We start from the raw sequence: 15,368 nt of genomic DNA on the forward strand, positions 1-15,368 counted from the left end.
AGAAAAAACGATGATAGAATTTCGAATTCTATCATCGTTTTTTCTAGTGAACTCTGTCATATTATACTTGTATGTTTTTCCAAAGCTCTCTAAGAAAGCGATTTGCTACTTTTATGACTTTTATCTAGCAAAATCTTTCTTCCTAGTATAGTTAGCCCAACCACAAGTAGGGAGACTGGAAATAATTGAATAGGAAAGAATAAACTAATAAAAATGCCTGCTAACCATTCTTTTTCAAGAAGAGTGATAGCTATGGACAAACTGACCACCAAGACAACAAATAACCTATCTGTTTGTGGAAAGAGCTGTGCTACTGCAAATCCCTGTAAAAAAGAAGCAAAAGTTACGGGAAAAATATCCCCTCCAGTCCACCCTGACCATAAGCAAAGATCTAAGAAAATCAATTTAGCAAATGATAAAACAAAGAGGGTCTGAATAGGGGTCTTCATTCCTAGTTCAACAATAGAATGCAAACTGTGCTGTCCTGAAAATAGTAAAGACGGAGCTAATAGTGTTACTAGAAAAATAGCAATAGCTCCCAAACCAATTTTACACGATAACGAAAGTTTCAAGCGTTCTAAACGTGCACGTAGAAACATCATTATATGGGTATAACCTTTCCCAATAACTAAACCGTATAAACAAAGTGGTAAAAATAAAGGTAAGTCCACAATTGACCAATTACTTTCGCCTAACTTAGTCACAAAAGAAGGCTGTTCTGTTACCCTCATTAACATCCAAAAAACAAGTACACCATTTGCAATCAACAAATTTCTAAAAAATTTCCCTGTTTCTTTTTGACTGGCGGGATAGGACAATAAATAGTGATTTGGATGGAATATATATTTTATCCATTTTATCAAGCCACATCCTTTTAACTCTTCCCAGTTCGCTGCCATATAACGCAATTTATCAGCCTGCCAAATGGAATAGGCAATCACTACTCCTAACAAAGGTGCTTCTGGACCAACCCCAGCACCTGAAACCAAAACAGGCAATGCCAAAGCTATGTTACGCCATGTATTTTTATAAGATATGGTTCTCTTTTCATTCAATTCATGTAGTAATTCATGACTAGTCTTTGGAAGTTCTCCCCACTTAGTCTTTAGAAAAATGACCAAACTACACAAAATAGACAATACAACTATGGAATAAACAGTTCCAAAGCGAAATTGATGAGGAAGCCTTTCCCATAAAAATTGACTTCCTAAACTTTCAGCCCTAATAAAACCATAAGAAATTAGCGCAATCACACTACTATAAAACAGGCCAATCATCACCAAATGTAATTCTTTTTTTCCAAACATAACTGCACCTAAAGAAAGAGGCTAACTCGCCCCTTGTATTACTTTACTTTAAAAAATCGAATAAGAGCTACAATACCTTGATAAATGAAGAAAAATGCGATAGTATAGCTGATAAACAAACCTGTCATCAATGGGTGTCCTAACATAATTAAACCTACGATAATACCCAAAATACCAAGCGCTAGCAAGGGATTGCCGATTGAGTCATCTGACTTACGAATTTTAAAGCCAACCAAAGTTTTGGTAATTCCGTCTGTCAAAGCCCAGAAAGAAATAATAAACGGTACAAATCTTACCATTTCAATAAAGCTACTTGAGAATAAAATAAGGGCTATAATAAGGGTTACAATGCCATCAAATAAATTCCAATCATACTTTTCTTCTGCTTTGAAATGGTTGATAATTTCAGATATTCCCTGAACAGTAAACACAATAGCAAATAAGATAGTCATTGACGCCAAGCTAATCGCTGGATTCATCAGCATTTGAAATCCTGCAAGCACAGAAAAAATACCTGCAAGCAACAATAACCATTTCCAATTTTTCGACATTATTTTTTTCTCCTTCTTTGAGGATTACTCCTCTAAAATACCATAAATCATCATATCCAAAACCTGCGACAATTGTTGTTCATATTCCGAAATCAAATCCGTCAAACTGCTGTCTGGCGAAATAGTCAGATAGTAGGAACGAAACATGTCTTGAATCAATTTCAGATAAGCCATAGCCTGCTTTTTATCATATTGTTTCTTCAATTTGGATTCTGATAATAATTTTTGACATACTTGCTTGTTCAAGTCTAAAAACACCGCCTTTTGAGGTGCAATTTCTGCTTCCAATTCTTTTGGTGTTGCAATCATTGCTTCAAAAAAAATGTGACTATGTTCTGGATGAAGCCGATAAAATTGGTGACGTCTTTCCATATAAGCAGCTAAAGATGGGATATTGCCATCCACCTCTAGAAACATAGTAAGGGCTTTTTCAAAACTTTCCTGTAAACATATTAAATAGAGGTCCGATTTTCCTGAAAAATTATGATACAAGATTCCTTTTGAAATACCATCTATCTTACAAAGTTCATTGATAACAAATCCCTCGTAGCCTCTTGTTGCAAATTCACTCAAGGCTGCAGTAATAATTTTTTCTCTTCGAATTCTTGTTTTTTCATCTTTTTTCATCACTTTTCCTCTAACATTCACAATTATAGACCTTTCGGTCTATAATGTCAATTGTTTATATTTCTTTTTTGAACAAAATCCATACCTTTCCTTTCTCAGATATCTCAATAAAATCATCACGTTTTAATGATTTATTGCTCGCTCAAAGCGTCAAATTTTGCTTTCATGGTTGGATTTTTGCGTGTCAATTTTTTGACAGAGACATCGTCCAATTTATTGTTGGCCAAGCGGAGCTGATTTTCAGAAGTGGTCAAGAATTTTTTAACTTCTTCCATACGTTTGATGGCCTTGTCAATCTCATCAATCGCTTTCCCAAAATTTGTTGACGCTGACTGGTAGTTCTTAGCGAAAGCTATTTTAAAGGCGTTTAAGTCATCTTCGAAATTCGTAATGTCAATATTCTGCTCACGAATCAGAGCCAATTCTTGCTTATAAGATAGGCTGTTCAAGGCCGCATTTCGCAAGAGCCCAATCAGCTGAATAAAGAACTGGGGTCGGATAACGTACATTTTTTCGTACTCGTGACTAACATCGACAATGCCCGTGTTAAAATAATCGCTATCCGCCTCCAACATGGAAACCAAGACTGCATATTCACATTTTTTCTCGCGACGATCTTTGTCTAATTCCTTATAAAAATCACTATTTTTATGCTTAGTCTTGGTCGCATCCGCCTCATTTTTCATTTCAAACATGATCGAAATGAACTCGACTCCATTTTCATCTGCTTCACGGAAAATAAAGTCTCCTTTTGAGCCGGAACCTGATACAGTATTGTCCTTGCCGAATTGCGCACGAGGAAAGGCATAGGCACGAACTTTGTTAAACTCGGTTTCTGCGTAAATTTCAAGACTTTCACCGATTGCCTTTGTAGACTGTTGTGCCTTGAAATTCTTGTAAAATTCTACCTGTTCATTGGCTGCCTTGAGCTGGACTTGGTAATCACTTTCCAAGGCTGTCAGCGCCAGCTGACTTTCTTTTTCTTGTAGAATCAATTGATTTTTAGCCGAGTCTCGTTCTTTTTCCAGATTGGCTAATTCTTTTTGTAGTTGATGTTCGTGCTCCAATTGCATCTTGTCAAGACGAGCCATGAGCTCCTGCAACTGCTTATCCTTTTCAGCTAATTGACTGGATAACTGCTGCTCTGTTTCTTTTGCGACCAAGGCTTTTTCTGTCCCAAAGTTGGCAATTTTTGCTTCTAGGGCTTGAATTTCAGCATCTTTTTTTCCTAAACTTTCTTGCTGCTGATTTTTTGCTTTTTCCTCGACCAAGGCTACTTCACGCGCCAAACGGGCATGAATTTCCTGTTCAAATTCTGCTGTTCTGACCTGACTTAGGAGCTCGCTGTATTCTGTTTCGTTGACTTGAAAAGCTGTCCCACAATGCGGGCATTTTATTTGATTCATCCTAATTCCTCCTAATTTTCTATATTATATCACATTCCCTGTAAGCCTTTCCTGATTTGTGCTATAATGTTCCTAGTGACTTTTAGGAGGAAGCTATGATTAAATTACTAGCACTTGATATGGACGGCACCTTACTGGATGACCAAAAAAGACTGTCCCAAGAAAATATCCAAGCCATCCATAAAGCTGTTGATGCCGGAGTCAAATTAGTCCTGTGCACCGGTCGGATGTTGCCTGGCGTCAAGCCCTATTTTGACCAATTAAACCTAGACGCTGAAAATGAATACGTCATCGTAAACAATGGTTGCTCAACTCACCAAACCAAGGATTGGAGCTTGGTTGATTGGGCTGAATTATCTCCAGATGATATCGCCTATCTAGCAGGATTTGCAAAGGATAGCCAGCTGCAACTGACTTTATTTGATGAGGAACACTACTTTGTCCTAGATGAGGAGGCAAATGACTATGTCAAAGCAGATACGGAAGTCGTCTTTTTAGAACCCATCACCCTCCCGCTAGACCAGGCAATTCAATTTCCTGGACACCTTTTCCAAGGCATGTATGTTGGAAGTCAAGCAGCCTGCGATGAATTTCAAGAACGCCACCAAGAAGAACTGACCCAACGTTTCAACGGTGTTCGTTCGCAGAAAACCATTTATGAAGTCCTGCCACTCGGAGTCAGCAAGGCTTCTGCTCTCAAAAAACTAGCCAAACTATTGAACATTGATCCTAGCGAAATTATGGCCATGGGCGATGCCAACAATGACATTGAAATGCTCGAATTTGCCGGACTCAGCATTGCCATGGGAAATGCTGATGACCATATCAAAGCACTGGCAGATGCTACCACCGCTAGCAATAACGACAACGGTGTGGCACAGGCCATTCACCAATACATCTTAAACTAAACACCATCTAAAAGGAGAAAACATGAGATACCCTAACCTACTCGAGCGTTTCTTGGTCTATGTAAAAGAAAACACCCGCTCTGACGAAAACTCAACAACCACACCTAGTACACAAAACCAGGTTGAATTTGCCAAAAATATCCTCTTACCTGAAATGGAAAAAATCGGCTTGCAGGACGTTCACTACTTGCCAAATGGCTACTGTATCGGTACCCTTCCTGCCAACGACCCAGCCTTGACACGCAAGATTGGCTTCATTTCACACATGGATACAGCCGACTTCAATGCCGAAGGTGTCGCACCACAGATTATTGAAAACTATGACGGAAATCCTATTACGCTTGGTACTTCTGGCTTCAACCTTGATCCAAAAGACTTCCCTCAGTTGAAAAATTATCTTGGTCAAACCTTGGTAACTACAGACGGAACAACCTTGCTAGGTTCAGATGACAAGTCCGGTATCGCTGAAATCATGACTTCTATCGAATACCTAGTTGCACACCCAGAAATCAAGCACTGCGAAATCCGCGTTGGCTTTGGTCCAGACGAGGAAATCGGTGTCGGTGCCAATAAGTTTGATGTTGAAGACTTCAATGTCGACTTCGCTTACACAGTTGACGGTGGCCCTCTTGGCGAATTGCAGTACGAAACATTTAGCGCTGCCGCTGCAAAAATTGACTTCATCGGACGCAATGTTCACCCAGGTTCTGCCAAAGATCAGATGATCAACGCCTTCCAACTGGCTATCGACTTCCACAATGCTCTTCCTGAAGCAGATCGCCCTGAAAAAACAGACGGCTACCAAGGATTCTATCACCTCATGGACATGACTGGTAGCGTTGACCAAGCCGCAACAAGCTACATTATCCGTGACTTTGAAGAAGAAGATTTCCAAGCACGCAAGCAGGTCATGCTCGATATTGCAGAAAACATGAATGCTGCTTTTGACACACCACGCGTCATCGTTAACCTCCACGACCAGTATTACAATATGAAAAAAGTCATTGAAAAAGACATGACTCCGATCAATATTGCCAAAGAAGTGATGGAAAATCTTGACATTAAGCCAATTATCGAACCAATTCGCGGCGGAACAGACGGCTCTAAGATTTCCTTTATGGGAATTCCAACACCAAACATCTTTGCAGGTGGGGAAAACATGCACGGCCGCTTCGAATTCGTTTCAGTCGAAACCATGGAAAAAGCTGTTGACGTGATTCTTGGTATTGTTGCTTATGACAAACAATAAAAAGCCTGCTATCAGGCTTTTTATTATACTCTAAACAAAACCATGAGCGCCGTCATGACCAGTAAACTGACAAGAATGCTCAGTGAGTTAAGATTGGCTGCTTCTGACGCATTCCCATCCAGCTGCATGACATAAACTGGAGCCACGACTGAAATTGGAGAGGCCACGCAGATAATCAGCATTTGCCGCATGTCAAGTGGAATAGGCAAAAGAAAATAGAAGGCTACTCCCAGCCCCAAAGCCATGGTTACACGAATAGCTAACAGCTTCATCAATCGCTTGCAATCTTTCCAGTTAACCTCCACATCCACCATCATTCCTAACATGAGCATGGCTAAAAATGGATTTGCATTGCCTGCAATATTGGTAATGGAGAGTATCTCTTGTGGAATGGAAATATGAAAAGCAGCTAAGAGCAAGGTTCCGAGATAAACTTTAAATGGAAGAGACGAAAACAAATTTTTTCCAATCATTTTCAGCATCATGGGCTCTTTTTCGTGATTAAGACTAGCTGCAAGTGTGTAATTTCCACCCAAAACCATGAGTGCATTTCCCGTATCAAACAAGAGAACGCTGGTCAGGTAAGAAGCTAGGAAAAAAGTCTGAATGAACGGAAGACTAAAGGTTCCGATATTAAAACCTGAAATCTGAACCATACCTGCACCCTTTTCCACGATGCTCCCCTTGCGAGCCTCCCAGTAGCCGATAGCATCCATGAGCAGGTTGCTAGCGAAACCGAGTAATAATGGAATCAATAAAAGTCCAGACAACTTCACTTCTGAAGCCGACGCCAAAAGAGCACAGGGTAAGGTCACATTCATGACAATGGTTGAGAAAATCTTAACATCCTTCTTCTCGACAATGCCCATCATTTTTAGATAATATCCTAAGCCAATGACCAGCATAAAACCGAAGGCTTTCAACAATATTGCTATCATACAACCTCTTCTTTCTCAGCAAATTATATCATAAATCACTCTTGGACAAAAAATATAAAAATTTTTTTATATATAGTTCTTGACATAATTTGTGTATAGGTATATTATTTATATATAAAATATTTATACATAAGGAGGACAGGATGTATTACCCAGTTTCATCCATTTTGATTGAATTTTTGGTTCTATCCATCATCGAAAAACATGATTCCTATGGATACGAGATTAGCCAAACCATCAAATTGGTCGCCGATATCAAAGAATCCACCCTCTATCCCATCTTGAAAAAGTTGGAAAAAGCTGGATTTCTGACCACCTATTCACAAGAATTCCAAGGACGCAAGCGTAAGTACTATACGATTACGACCGAGGGACAAGAGCATCTCCCCTTTCTCCAGCAAGAATGGGAACACTACAAAACAAGCATCGACCAAATTATTGAAGGGAGCCTCCGCAAATGACACAGATACAATTTTTAGACGAATTAGCACAGCTACTCCAGCCACTTCCACGAGAAGAATACAATGAAGCCATTGACTACTTTACAGAGCTTTTTGAAGAAGCAGGTCCTGAAAATGAATCCAGCATTCTAGACGGATTAGGCAGTCCAAAAGAAGTCGCAAACGAATTACTCAGCAAACTTGCATCTAGCCCAGCTACCATTCAGCAAAAAGAAAATACTTCCAATCACTCTAATTTCCATCAGGAAGACACTACATTCTCTCAAGGAGAGGCTGATTCAAACCAAGCCCGCGTAGACCTAGACGACTTTAATCAACTGTCCCTGCATTTCGGCTCACTAGACATTTCCATTTTCCCAACAGAGGAAAAAAATGCCTACCTGCTTGCGGATAGCACTAACCAGCTTGAAATTGAAAACAAGGATGGCCATCTTAACATCCGTCAATCCTTTAACAAGCAAAAAGAAAAATTTTCATTTGGCTTTAACATGGAATTTCTCATAAAAGGGATTCTGACAGAAGTCTTCTCTGGAAATACCATTAAGCTGTACATTCCACAAGATAAAAAACTGGAGCAAGTCAGTATCCAACTCGGTAGCGGAGATGTGATGACAAGACATCTAGCTATCACATCTGGAACCATTCAAACTGGTTCTGGCGATATGGATTTGAAACAGTGTCAATTGACCCAGGTCAAATTAAGTGCAGGATCGGGTGATATGGACCTCCGTTCATGCCAAGTTAAAAAAGGAATCATTCAGATTGGAAGCGGAGATATTAGCTTGACAGACAGCACAATCAACTATTCTCAAATCCAACTAGGAGCTGGCGATATGGAAATCAACAAAAGTCAGCTTGAACAGGTCACTCTTCAAAGTGCTAGTGGCGACATGGAGCTACACCATTGCAATTTTTCAGGAAAATCTAGTTTGACTACTGCTTCTGGTGATATGGAAATCAATGGATTTGCTGCGGCAGCACAGACCACCTCACTTCAAATCGAAACCAATTTTGGCGACTGTGAAACCAATCTTCCTCTTGTGAAAACGAGACGTGGGTATACCTACCACGCTCCAGAATCCCATGCTGACCTCATTCTCCAAACGAAGTCAGGAGATATTGAGATCTACTAAAAAAGAGCCTCTGGCTCTTTTTTGTTCGTTTCCTTTCTTTGAAAAATAGCTCTATTTTTGCTAGAATAAATGGATACAAAGGAGATACCATGCAAGATCAAATGAAAAATCTCAAGGCTGCTGAGAAGGGAGCTATCCTCTCTATCGCAGCCTATGTCCTCCTGTCTGGCTGCAAGCTAGCAGCAGGAAATCTCTTCCACTCTGATGCCCTAACTGCCGATGCTTTCAATAACATTTCTGACATTATTGGGAATGTCGCCGTCTTACTAGGACTCCGCATGGCACAAAAACCTGCGGATACCGACCATCGCTTTGGCCACTGGAAAATGGAAGATCTGGCCAGCCTCATCACATCCTTTATCATGTTTGTGGTTGGTTTCCAAGTCTTGGCCAGCACCATTCAAAAAATCCTCAACAACCAAGTCGTCGAGATCGATAAAATGGGTGCCATTGTCGGAGTTGTCTCCGCCATCGTCATGCTGGGCGTCTACGAGTACAACAAGCGACTCGCCAAAAAAGCACGTTCTCGTGCTCTAGAAGCAGCTGCCAAGGACAATTTATCGGATGCTGTTACCTCAATCGGAACGTCCATCGCCGTATTTGCAGCTGCTATGGGTTGGACCATTATTGATAAGATTGCAGCTATTATCATCACATTTTTCATTCTCAAAACGGCATATGAGATTTTTATGGAAAGCTTCTTTACCTTATCTGATGGTTTTGATGAAAATCTCCTCCACCAGTATGAAGAAGATATCTTAAAACTCCCCAAAATCGTTTCTGTCAAATCACAACGAGGCCGGACGTACGGAGCCAATATCTACCTCGACATTGTCCTGGAAATGAATCCCGACCTCTCTGTCTATGAAAGCCACGAAATTACCGAGCATGTTGAAGAACTCCTCAAGCTAAAATACGGGGTCTTCGATGTTGATATCCACGTAGAACCGTCTGCCATTCCCCACGACGAAATGTACGAGCATGTCTATGACAAACTTTACCGCTTCGAAGGACAGATACTGGCACAAGAAAAAGGTTTCGAAGATTTCTTCGCTGACAACTACACCTTTATCACATCCGACGGCCGTTACATGGACAAGGTACAAGCTTTAGCCATTCAGCAACTTCCGCAGGGACAGATGCACAACTACCAGATGACATCCATTAGTCAAAAATCAAAACTCGTCACCTTCGAGCTGGATAATCGTGTTCATACATCGCTTTGGCGTCGAAAGGAAGTCTGGCAAATCGTCTTCCACCAAGTTTCTAAAAAAAACGATCAATAAAAAGAGCTCAAGGGCTCTTTTTTGATTTATTAAGCGACTTCTACCGCATTTACGATTTCAGCAATCAAGTCTGCATCTGTCAAACCAGTCACCTCTTGGACGACTTCTGTCAATGACTTTTCAGCCAAGAGAGCTTGCAATTGAACAGACTGCTCATCTGCTTTATCACGGTATTGGAAAACATAAGCCACTGTATTGAGAAGATTATCGTAGCGCAGTCCGCATTCTTTCAATTCACGGATTGGGCGAATGAAGCGCTCGTCAAAGCCAAGCTTACGGATTGGTGTGCGAGCCACACGTGTGACATCATCCACGATAAATGGATTTTCAAAACGGCTAATGATGACCTTATGGTATTCAACCAAGGCTGCCTCATCAAAGTTCCATTTCGCAATCAAAAGACTACGGATTTCTGCCAAAACAGCTTCTACAGTGTTTTTAACGGTGACATTTTGAAGGGCTTCAAGGATTGTTTTTGCACCGTAGTAAGCACCTGTATAGGCTGAAGTCGCATGTCCAGAGTTTACTGAGAAAAGTTTCCGCTCGATAAATGGTTCCAAGTCAGTTTCGTAGTGAACACCATTTAACTGAAGTTCTGTATTTTTCATGCGGCTTGTCTCAACCACCCACTCGTTAAATGGTTCAACGACTACAAAGAGGGAATCTTCATGTGATTGGGCTGGTACGATACGATCAACAGCTGCATTTGGGAAACCGACAAATTCTTCTGCGAATGCCAAACCTTCCTCTGAAAGGTGTTTTTTCACTTCTTCATAAAGGAAAGCTGATCCACCAATCATATTTTCACAAGCCAACACATCAATTGGTTGTTGATTGCCAGTAGCCTTACGCGCTTCAATCCCTTGTGCAATCAAGCCTGCGATGAAAGGCAAGATATTTGGACCGATGGCGGTTGTAATCAAGTCTGCTTCTGCAATAGCTGCCACAACATCTTCAGGATTTTTAGCATTGTTAATCCCACGAACGCCTGAAACGGCAATGTGGCGTTGGCCGTCTTCTGCAATTTCAATCTCGTATGAACCACGCTCATTCAAGGCATCAATAATTTTTTCATTGACATCCACAAAGGCGATTTCAAAACCATTTTCAAAGAGAATTTCTCCGATAAATCCACGACCAATATTTCCGGCACCAAAATGTACTGCTTTTTTCATTTTCTTCCTTCTTTCTTAGGCAACGCTATCGAGTAAAGCGATCACTTCATCTGCTAATTGGGCATCTGCCAATTTGACAACATTGTCAACATCCGCACAAAAGATTGAAATTTTTTGGATAATTTCCAAATGTTCATCGCCAAGTCCTGCAATCCCAAAAAGAACAGTTGCTGTATTTGGATTTTCTTCTGTTCCAAAATTCACACCAGCAGGCACTTGTACAATCGTAATACCTGATGAAAGGACTTCTTTTTTCGCATCGTCTGTTCCATGAGGAATCGCAATGAAGTTGCCCATGTAGACTGACAATTCTTCGTTACGTTTAATCATGGCTTCGATGTAAGCCTCATTGACATGTCCAGCTTCAAACAATTGCTGACCACAGAAACGAATGGCTTCTTCCTTTGTCGCAAATGTTTGATTTAATTTGATAAGTTCTTTTTGAAATTCCATGTTAGTTCTCCAATTTTTTAATTTTTTCAGTAAAGATGGTATTGAGCAGGTGGTAAATGATGTCCCGATTTCCCGCTCGATAAATTTCAGTGTACAATTTATTTTCGATAATCGACTGGCTGATGGCTGTCATCAAATCACGCATTTCTTGGTTTTCATCCAATTTTGTCAACATGACCAGAATCCGTTTGACTTCTTCTTGTTGGTAATTCATGGACAAGGCTTGAACAGGTTGAGATAATTCAACCACCATAAATTGGCTTGAGTTCACCTTGCTTGATTGCGTGTGCAAAAGCGCCAAATTGGTATTTGGAATGGCTAATGGACTGGTCTCAAATCGTGCCAAAATCTTCTTAGCCACATAATCACCGTCCGTCACGACAGATAAGTTTTCGATAATCTGATAAACGGTTGCTTCAAAACCAGCTGGATTGTCAATCATGTCAAAGTCAAAATGTTGCAAGAGTTGGCTTGACGACTGGATGTAGGCTTGCAAATCATAGGAAACTTCTGGGCGAATATCTTCACGCGCAGAAATGGTTCGATTTTCTTGGATGCACTGCAAGGTTTCCTGTAATTCTAAGATTTCCTGCGTATTTGGAAAAGTTGAAATCAAGTCAATTCCCTCATGCGAAAGGGGGTTCGTAGACAGACAATAATCATACTGTTTCAGCTGTAAATGAGGTAAATCCGTTGTGCTTTTCACATCGATTAACTCGACAAATGGAGCAATGTTTTTGATTTTAGACACCAGGACACTCGTCGTCAGCGGACGCTCATCCGTTAACAAAAGAATGCGAATAGGATAAATATCCGGACTGCGACGCAGACTCGCTGCAAAATGCAACGTTACCAGCTCGTACTCGTATTCATTTTGTAAAAATGGTGGAAAAATATCCTTCATGAGCAAGCTAACTAGACTATGCAAGAATTGATTGTTCTGCGTTGCTAGATGAGCTACATTTGACAGGGAATGCTCCGGAAAGAGCTGCGGCACTGCCAAACTCAACTTCAAGTGATTGAATAATAACTGAAAGAGCATCTTATCCTTGACGAAATCAATCTTGGTAAAGCACGACACCGAATCCACCAACTGAGATACATTGTAATAAAACTCACTGTCAAATTTTTCCCGGAAAAGGGGGACTTCCTGCCGCTTCAAGATCACCTCATCCAAGATATTTGCAAAATAAATAATCTCTTGAATGTTGTAAAAATGCTTTGTCGCCTTGGCCAAATCCGCAAACAATTTTTGTGAAATATCCAGCGCGTCCTTGGAGACATTGACCTGTGAATACAAGTCTCCCTGATTGTCCGCCAAACTCAACAACATCATCAAAAACTCTTTTAGCTTGGCATCCAGTTCACCCAGACTGGCTTGGTGTTCTTCAAAAACCTGCCGAATCACACCTGTCATCTCTGGATTGAGAATGGTAAACTCTGCGATGTTATCATGCCAAAAATCATGCACCGAAATAGCATTTGTTAGAAGATTTGCTAGAAAACGTCTACGATTCGCTCCAGACCCTCCAATACTGTAGCCCTTTGCCCGCACCAATTCTAATCCAAAATCACTCAAGCGCTTCTCTAAAACAGCCATATCTTGGATAATGGTGACATTGGAAACAAGAAAAATATCTTGCAACTGTTCATTGGTAATGGGAGAGGAGCTGGTCAGAAGACTATAAGCAATCCGTAACTGACGTTCACTAACTGAAAATTCTTCTAAAGATGAATCCAGCTGCACATTATCCAAATCTCCAGACAGATGGTATTTCTTTCCCTCCTTGATAATGAGAATCCCCTCATCCGCCAAGGTTACCGTCAAATCTGACAAGGTGCGATAGACCGTCCGACTGGAAACTTGTAAAATTTCAGCCATTTCTTTCAACGAAAGCTTTCCCACTTGTAGGAAAGCTTTCAATAATTGTTCTTCACGTTTGGTTAATAGCATAGCCTTATTATACTATAAATTGTTTGCTAAGTCTTAGATTGTTGCGACCAATTTGTCGTAGTCTGGTGTAGTAACAAGACTATCTACCGCAAGGATACGAGCTGCTGGTGCAATAGCTTCTACACCTGCTGCTTTATCTGCAGTAACAACCACTAAGATAGCTGGATTGTTTAATTGAGCCAACCCTGTGTAGGCAACTGTTTCAACTGGGATAGTGATGTTCTTGTTCTTGAAAATAGCTTTCAAGGTTTCTTTACCCATAGTCGCTGAACCCTGTGCCTTATCATAGGCAAATACCACTTTTTCTACACCTACGAGGCTAGCGTGACTTGTTGCTTGGCCTACGGCTTCAGACTTTTTTTCAGCTGGTGCCTTGTCTGCCAATTTTGCTACGATTTCATCGTATTTTGGTGATGTCAAGAAGTTATCTACTGAAACATGGATGGCGCGTGGTGTACGTTGTTGTGCACGTAGTGTCAATTCTTCTTGTGTGACAATCAATGTCAAATCAGTATCCTCAAGTGTTGAGATAGCTTTATTTGTTACAGGGATATCAAGACCTGCTTCTTGTACTTTTTTGCGAAGAAGAGATGCGCCCATTGCTGAGCTACCCATACCTGCATCACATGCGAAGATGATTTGTTTAACAGCGTCTGTTGAAATTTCTGCTGAAACTGGAAGAGCTTGACCTTTTGAAGCTGCTTTAGCTGCTTTTGTTGCTGCTTGCGCTTTTGCCAAATCATCACCTTCAGATTTATCTGCTTTCAAGATAACGGCTGCGACAAGGAATGAAACTGCTGCTGCGACAAGAACACCAAGGAATACATTCACGTGTGGCCACACACCTTTAGGAGCCATCAATTCAATAGCGATAATAGAACCTGGTGAAGCTGGTCCAGACAAACCTGAGCCAAGAAGAACATTTGTAAATGTACCTGCTACACCACCTGCGATAGCTGCAAGGAAGAGAGCTGGTTTCATCATAACGTATGGAAAGTAGATTTCGTGGATACCACCAAGGAAGTGGATGATTATAGCACCCCATGAAGAAGATTTAGCTGAACCTTTACCAAAGACTGCAAAGGCAAGGAGGATACCAAGACCTGGACCAGGGTTTGCTTCCAAAAGGAAGAGAACTGATTTACCTGTTTGAAGAACTTGCTCTGTACCAAGAGGTGTAAAGATACCGTGGTTAAGGGCGTTATTCAAGAAGAGAACTTTAGCTGGTTCAATCAAGATGTTTGCAAGTGGCAAAAGATGGAGGTCAACCAAAACTTGTACTCCGTTACCAATCGCTTCTGTCAAACTTGCTACAACTGGACCAATCAATTTATTGGCAATCAAGAGAAGGGCAAAACCAATCAAACCTGCTGAGAAGTTATTAACCAACATTTCAAACCCTGCACGGATTTTTGATTGGAATTTTTCATCAAATTTCTTAATGCACCATGCACCAAGAGGACCCATAACCATTGCTCCGATAAACATTGGAACAGATGAACCTGAAATAGCACCAAATGTTGCAATAGCACCAACTACCGCACCACGTTGACCGTAAACGGCATGACCACCAGTATAACCAATCAAGAGTGGCAAAGCATATGTCAACATTGGACTAACCGCTTTTGCAAAGTGGGCATTTGGCAACCAACCTGTTTCAATAAAGAGTGCTGTCAAGACACCCCAAGCAATGAATGCCCCAATGTTAGGCATAACCATGTTTGATAACGTCGTACCGAGTTTTTGAACCCGTACTTTCCAAGAAGAACCATTTTCCATGTCTTCTCTCCTCCTAAATATAAGATGTGAGACCGTATAAAACTCGAAGGAAAAATAGAAAGCCTGACAAAGTATGGTCAATACTTGGAAGATTTATCTTTTTTCCAAAGAGTTTAGGGCGAACTCAATTCCCTAAGATGT

14 protein-coding genes are annotated in these 15,368 nt (G+C 40.8%); 5 read left to right on the forward strand and 9 right to left on the reverse strand.

What is annotated here, in order from left to right; genetic code table 11:
• Positions 1-89: 89 nt before the first annotated feature.
• From ABID27_RS05035 to ABID27_RS05050, 4 genes are all read right to left on the reverse strand, one after another.
• Complete coding sequence (locus ABID27_RS05035) at positions 90-1,307, reverse strand: chloride channel protein (RefSeq protein WP_354280683.1); 1,218 nt, start codon at positions 1,305-1,307, stop codon at positions 90-92.
• A 38-nt stretch (positions 1,308-1,345) separates the two neighbouring features.
• Positions 1,346-1,858: an HdeD family acid-resistance protein gene (locus tag ABID27_RS05040; RefSeq protein ID WP_354280685.1), complete on the reverse strand. Its 513-nt coding sequence runs from the start codon at positions 1,856-1,858 to the stop codon at positions 1,346-1,348.
• Between the two features lie 24 nt (positions 1,859-1,882).
• Positions 1,883-2,485: a TetR/AcrR family transcriptional regulator gene (locus tag ABID27_RS05045; RefSeq protein WP_354280687.1), complete on the reverse strand. Its 603-nt coding sequence runs from the start codon at positions 2,483-2,485 to the stop codon at positions 1,883-1,885.
• 131 nt (positions 2,486-2,616) lie between these two features.
• Positions 2,617-3,891 (reverse strand): DUF2130 domain-containing protein, encoded by a 1,275-nt coding sequence (locus ABID27_RS05050; protein ID WP_354280689.1) that lies wholly within the window; start codon positions 3,889-3,891, stop codon positions 2,617-2,619.
• Between the two features lie 95 nt (positions 3,892-3,986).
• On the opposite strand from ABID27_RS05050, the gene ABID27_RS05055 reads away from it, so the two are divergent.
• Entirely contained in the window at positions 3,987-4,799 is an 813-nt protein-coding gene (locus ABID27_RS05055) for a Cof-type HAD-IIB family hydrolase (protein WP_354280691.1), read from the forward strand.
• A 22-nt stretch (positions 4,800-4,821) separates the two neighbouring features.
• Positions 4,822-6,048: a peptidase T gene (pepT, locus tag ABID27_RS05060; protein ID WP_354280693.1), complete on the forward strand. Its 1,227-nt coding sequence runs from the start codon at positions 4,822-4,824 to the stop codon at positions 6,046-6,048.
• 23 nt (positions 6,049-6,071) lie between these two features.
• On the opposite strand, the gene ABID27_RS05065 is transcribed toward pepT, so the two are convergent.
• Positions 6,072-6,986, reverse strand: a complete 915-nt coding sequence (locus ABID27_RS05065; protein ID WP_354280695.1) for an AEC family transporter — start codon at positions 6,984-6,986, stop codon at positions 6,072-6,074.
• A gap of 143 nt (positions 6,987-7,129) precedes the next feature.
• Between ABID27_RS05065 and ABID27_RS05070 the strand changes: the two genes are divergently transcribed.
• The 3 genes from ABID27_RS05070 to ABID27_RS05080 all read left to right on the forward strand — a co-directional run bounded on the left by ABID27_RS05070 (position 7,130) and on the right by ABID27_RS05080 (position 9,866).
• The gene (locus ABID27_RS05070) at positions 7,130-7,447 is read left to right on the forward strand and encodes a PadR family transcriptional regulator (RefSeq protein ID WP_354280697.1); all 318 of its coding nucleotides are present in this window, start codon (positions 7,130-7,132) and stop codon (positions 7,445-7,447) included.
• Entirely contained in the window at positions 7,444-8,580 is a 1,137-nt protein-coding gene (locus ABID27_RS05075; protein ID WP_354280699.1) for a DUF4097 family beta strand repeat-containing protein, read from the forward strand. Before ABID27_RS05070 ends, ABID27_RS05075 begins: the two co-directional genes overlap by 4 nt.
• A gap of 89 nt (positions 8,581-8,669) precedes the next feature.
• Positions 8,670-9,866: a cation diffusion facilitator family transporter gene (locus tag ABID27_RS05080; protein ID WP_354280701.1), complete on the forward strand. Its 1,197-nt coding sequence runs from the start codon at positions 8,670-8,672 to the stop codon at positions 9,864-9,866.
• A gap of 29 nt (positions 9,867-9,895) precedes the next feature.
• Here the strand turns inward: ABID27_RS05080 and ABID27_RS05085 are convergent, their stop codons facing one another.
• From ABID27_RS05085 to ABID27_RS05100, 4 genes are read right to left on the reverse strand one after another with little or no spacing between them, the layout of a single operon-like run.
• Positions 9,896-11,041, reverse strand: coding sequence for a mannitol-1-phosphate 5-dehydrogenase (locus tag ABID27_RS05085; RefSeq protein WP_354280703.1), 1,146 nt, complete (start codon positions 11,039-11,041; stop codon positions 9,896-9,898).
• Between the two features lie 15 nt (positions 11,042-11,056).
• On the reverse strand, positions 11,057-11,494 hold the full coding sequence (locus ABID27_RS05090; protein ID WP_253364270.1) for a PTS mannitol transporter subunit IIA: 438 nt from the start codon (positions 11,492-11,494) through the stop codon (positions 11,057-11,059).
• A 1-nt stretch (position 11,495) separates the two neighbouring features.
• Entirely contained in the window at positions 11,496-13,448 is a 1,953-nt protein-coding gene (locus tag ABID27_RS05095) for a BglG family transcription antiterminator (protein ID WP_354280705.1), read from the reverse strand.
• 33 nt (positions 13,449-13,481) lie between these two features.
• Complete coding sequence (locus tag ABID27_RS05100) at positions 13,482-15,227, reverse strand: PTS mannitol transporter subunit IIBC (protein WP_354280707.1); 1,746 nt, start codon at positions 15,225-15,227, stop codon at positions 13,482-13,484.
• Positions 15,228-15,368: the final 141 nt, after the last annotated feature.

Origin of the sequence: Streptococcus gallinaceus (assembly GCF_040545695.1) — a bacterium.
Classification (GTDB): domain Bacteria; phylum Bacillota; class Bacilli; order Lactobacillales; family Streptococcaceae; genus Streptococcus; species Streptococcus gallinaceus.

Bases quoted from the DNA above. Each gene is read 5' to 3' on its own strand.
- ABID27_RS05055 (WP_354280691.1), top strand. From the start codon at position 3,987: ATGATTAAATTACTAGCACTTGATATGGACGGCACCTTACTGGATGAC.
- ABID27_RS05090 (WP_253364270.1), bottom strand. From the start codon at position 11,494: ATGGAATTTCAAAAAGAACTTATCAAATTAAATCAAACATTTGCGACA.
- ABID27_RS05040 (WP_354280685.1), bottom strand. From the start codon at position 1,858: ATGTCGAAAAATTGGAAATGGTTATTGTTGCTTGCAGGTATTTTTTCT.
- ABID27_RS05045 (WP_354280687.1), bottom strand. From the start codon at position 2,485: ATGAAAAAAGATGAAAAAACAAGAATTCGAAGAGAAAAAATTATTACT.
- ABID27_RS05095 (WP_354280705.1), bottom strand. From the start codon at position 13,448: ATGCTATTAACCAAACGTGAAGAACAATTATTGAAAGCTTTCCTACAA.
- ABID27_RS05080 (WP_354280701.1), top strand. From the start codon at position 8,670: ATGCAAGATCAAATGAAAAATCTCAAGGCTGCTGAGAAGGGAGCTATC.
- ABID27_RS05070 (WP_354280697.1), top strand. From the start codon at position 7,130: ATGTATTACCCAGTTTCATCCATTTTGATTGAATTTTTGGTTCTATCC.
- ABID27_RS05050 (WP_354280689.1), bottom strand. From the start codon at position 3,891: ATGAATCAAATAAAATGCCCGCATTGTGGGACAGCTTTTCAAGTCAAC.
- ABID27_RS05065 (WP_354280695.1), bottom strand. From the start codon at position 6,986: ATGATAGCAATATTGTTGAAAGCCTTCGGTTTTATGCTGGTCATTGGC.
- pepT (WP_354280693.1), top strand. From the start codon at position 4,822: ATGAGATACCCTAACCTACTCGAGCGTTTCTTGGTCTATGTAAAAGAA.
- ABID27_RS05085 (WP_354280703.1), bottom strand. From the start codon at position 11,041: ATGAAAAAAGCAGTACATTTTGGTGCCGGAAATATTGGTCGTGGATTT.
- ABID27_RS05075 (WP_354280699.1), top strand. From the start codon at position 7,444: ATGACACAGATACAATTTTTAGACGAATTAGCACAGCTACTCCAGCCA.
- ABID27_RS05100 (WP_354280707.1), bottom strand. From the start codon at position 15,227: ATGGAAAATGGTTCTTCTTGGAAAGTACGGGTTCAAAAACTCGGTACG.
- ABID27_RS05035 (WP_354280683.1), bottom strand. From the start codon at position 1,307: ATGTTTGGAAAAAAAGAATTACATTTGGTGATGATTGGCCTGTTTTAT.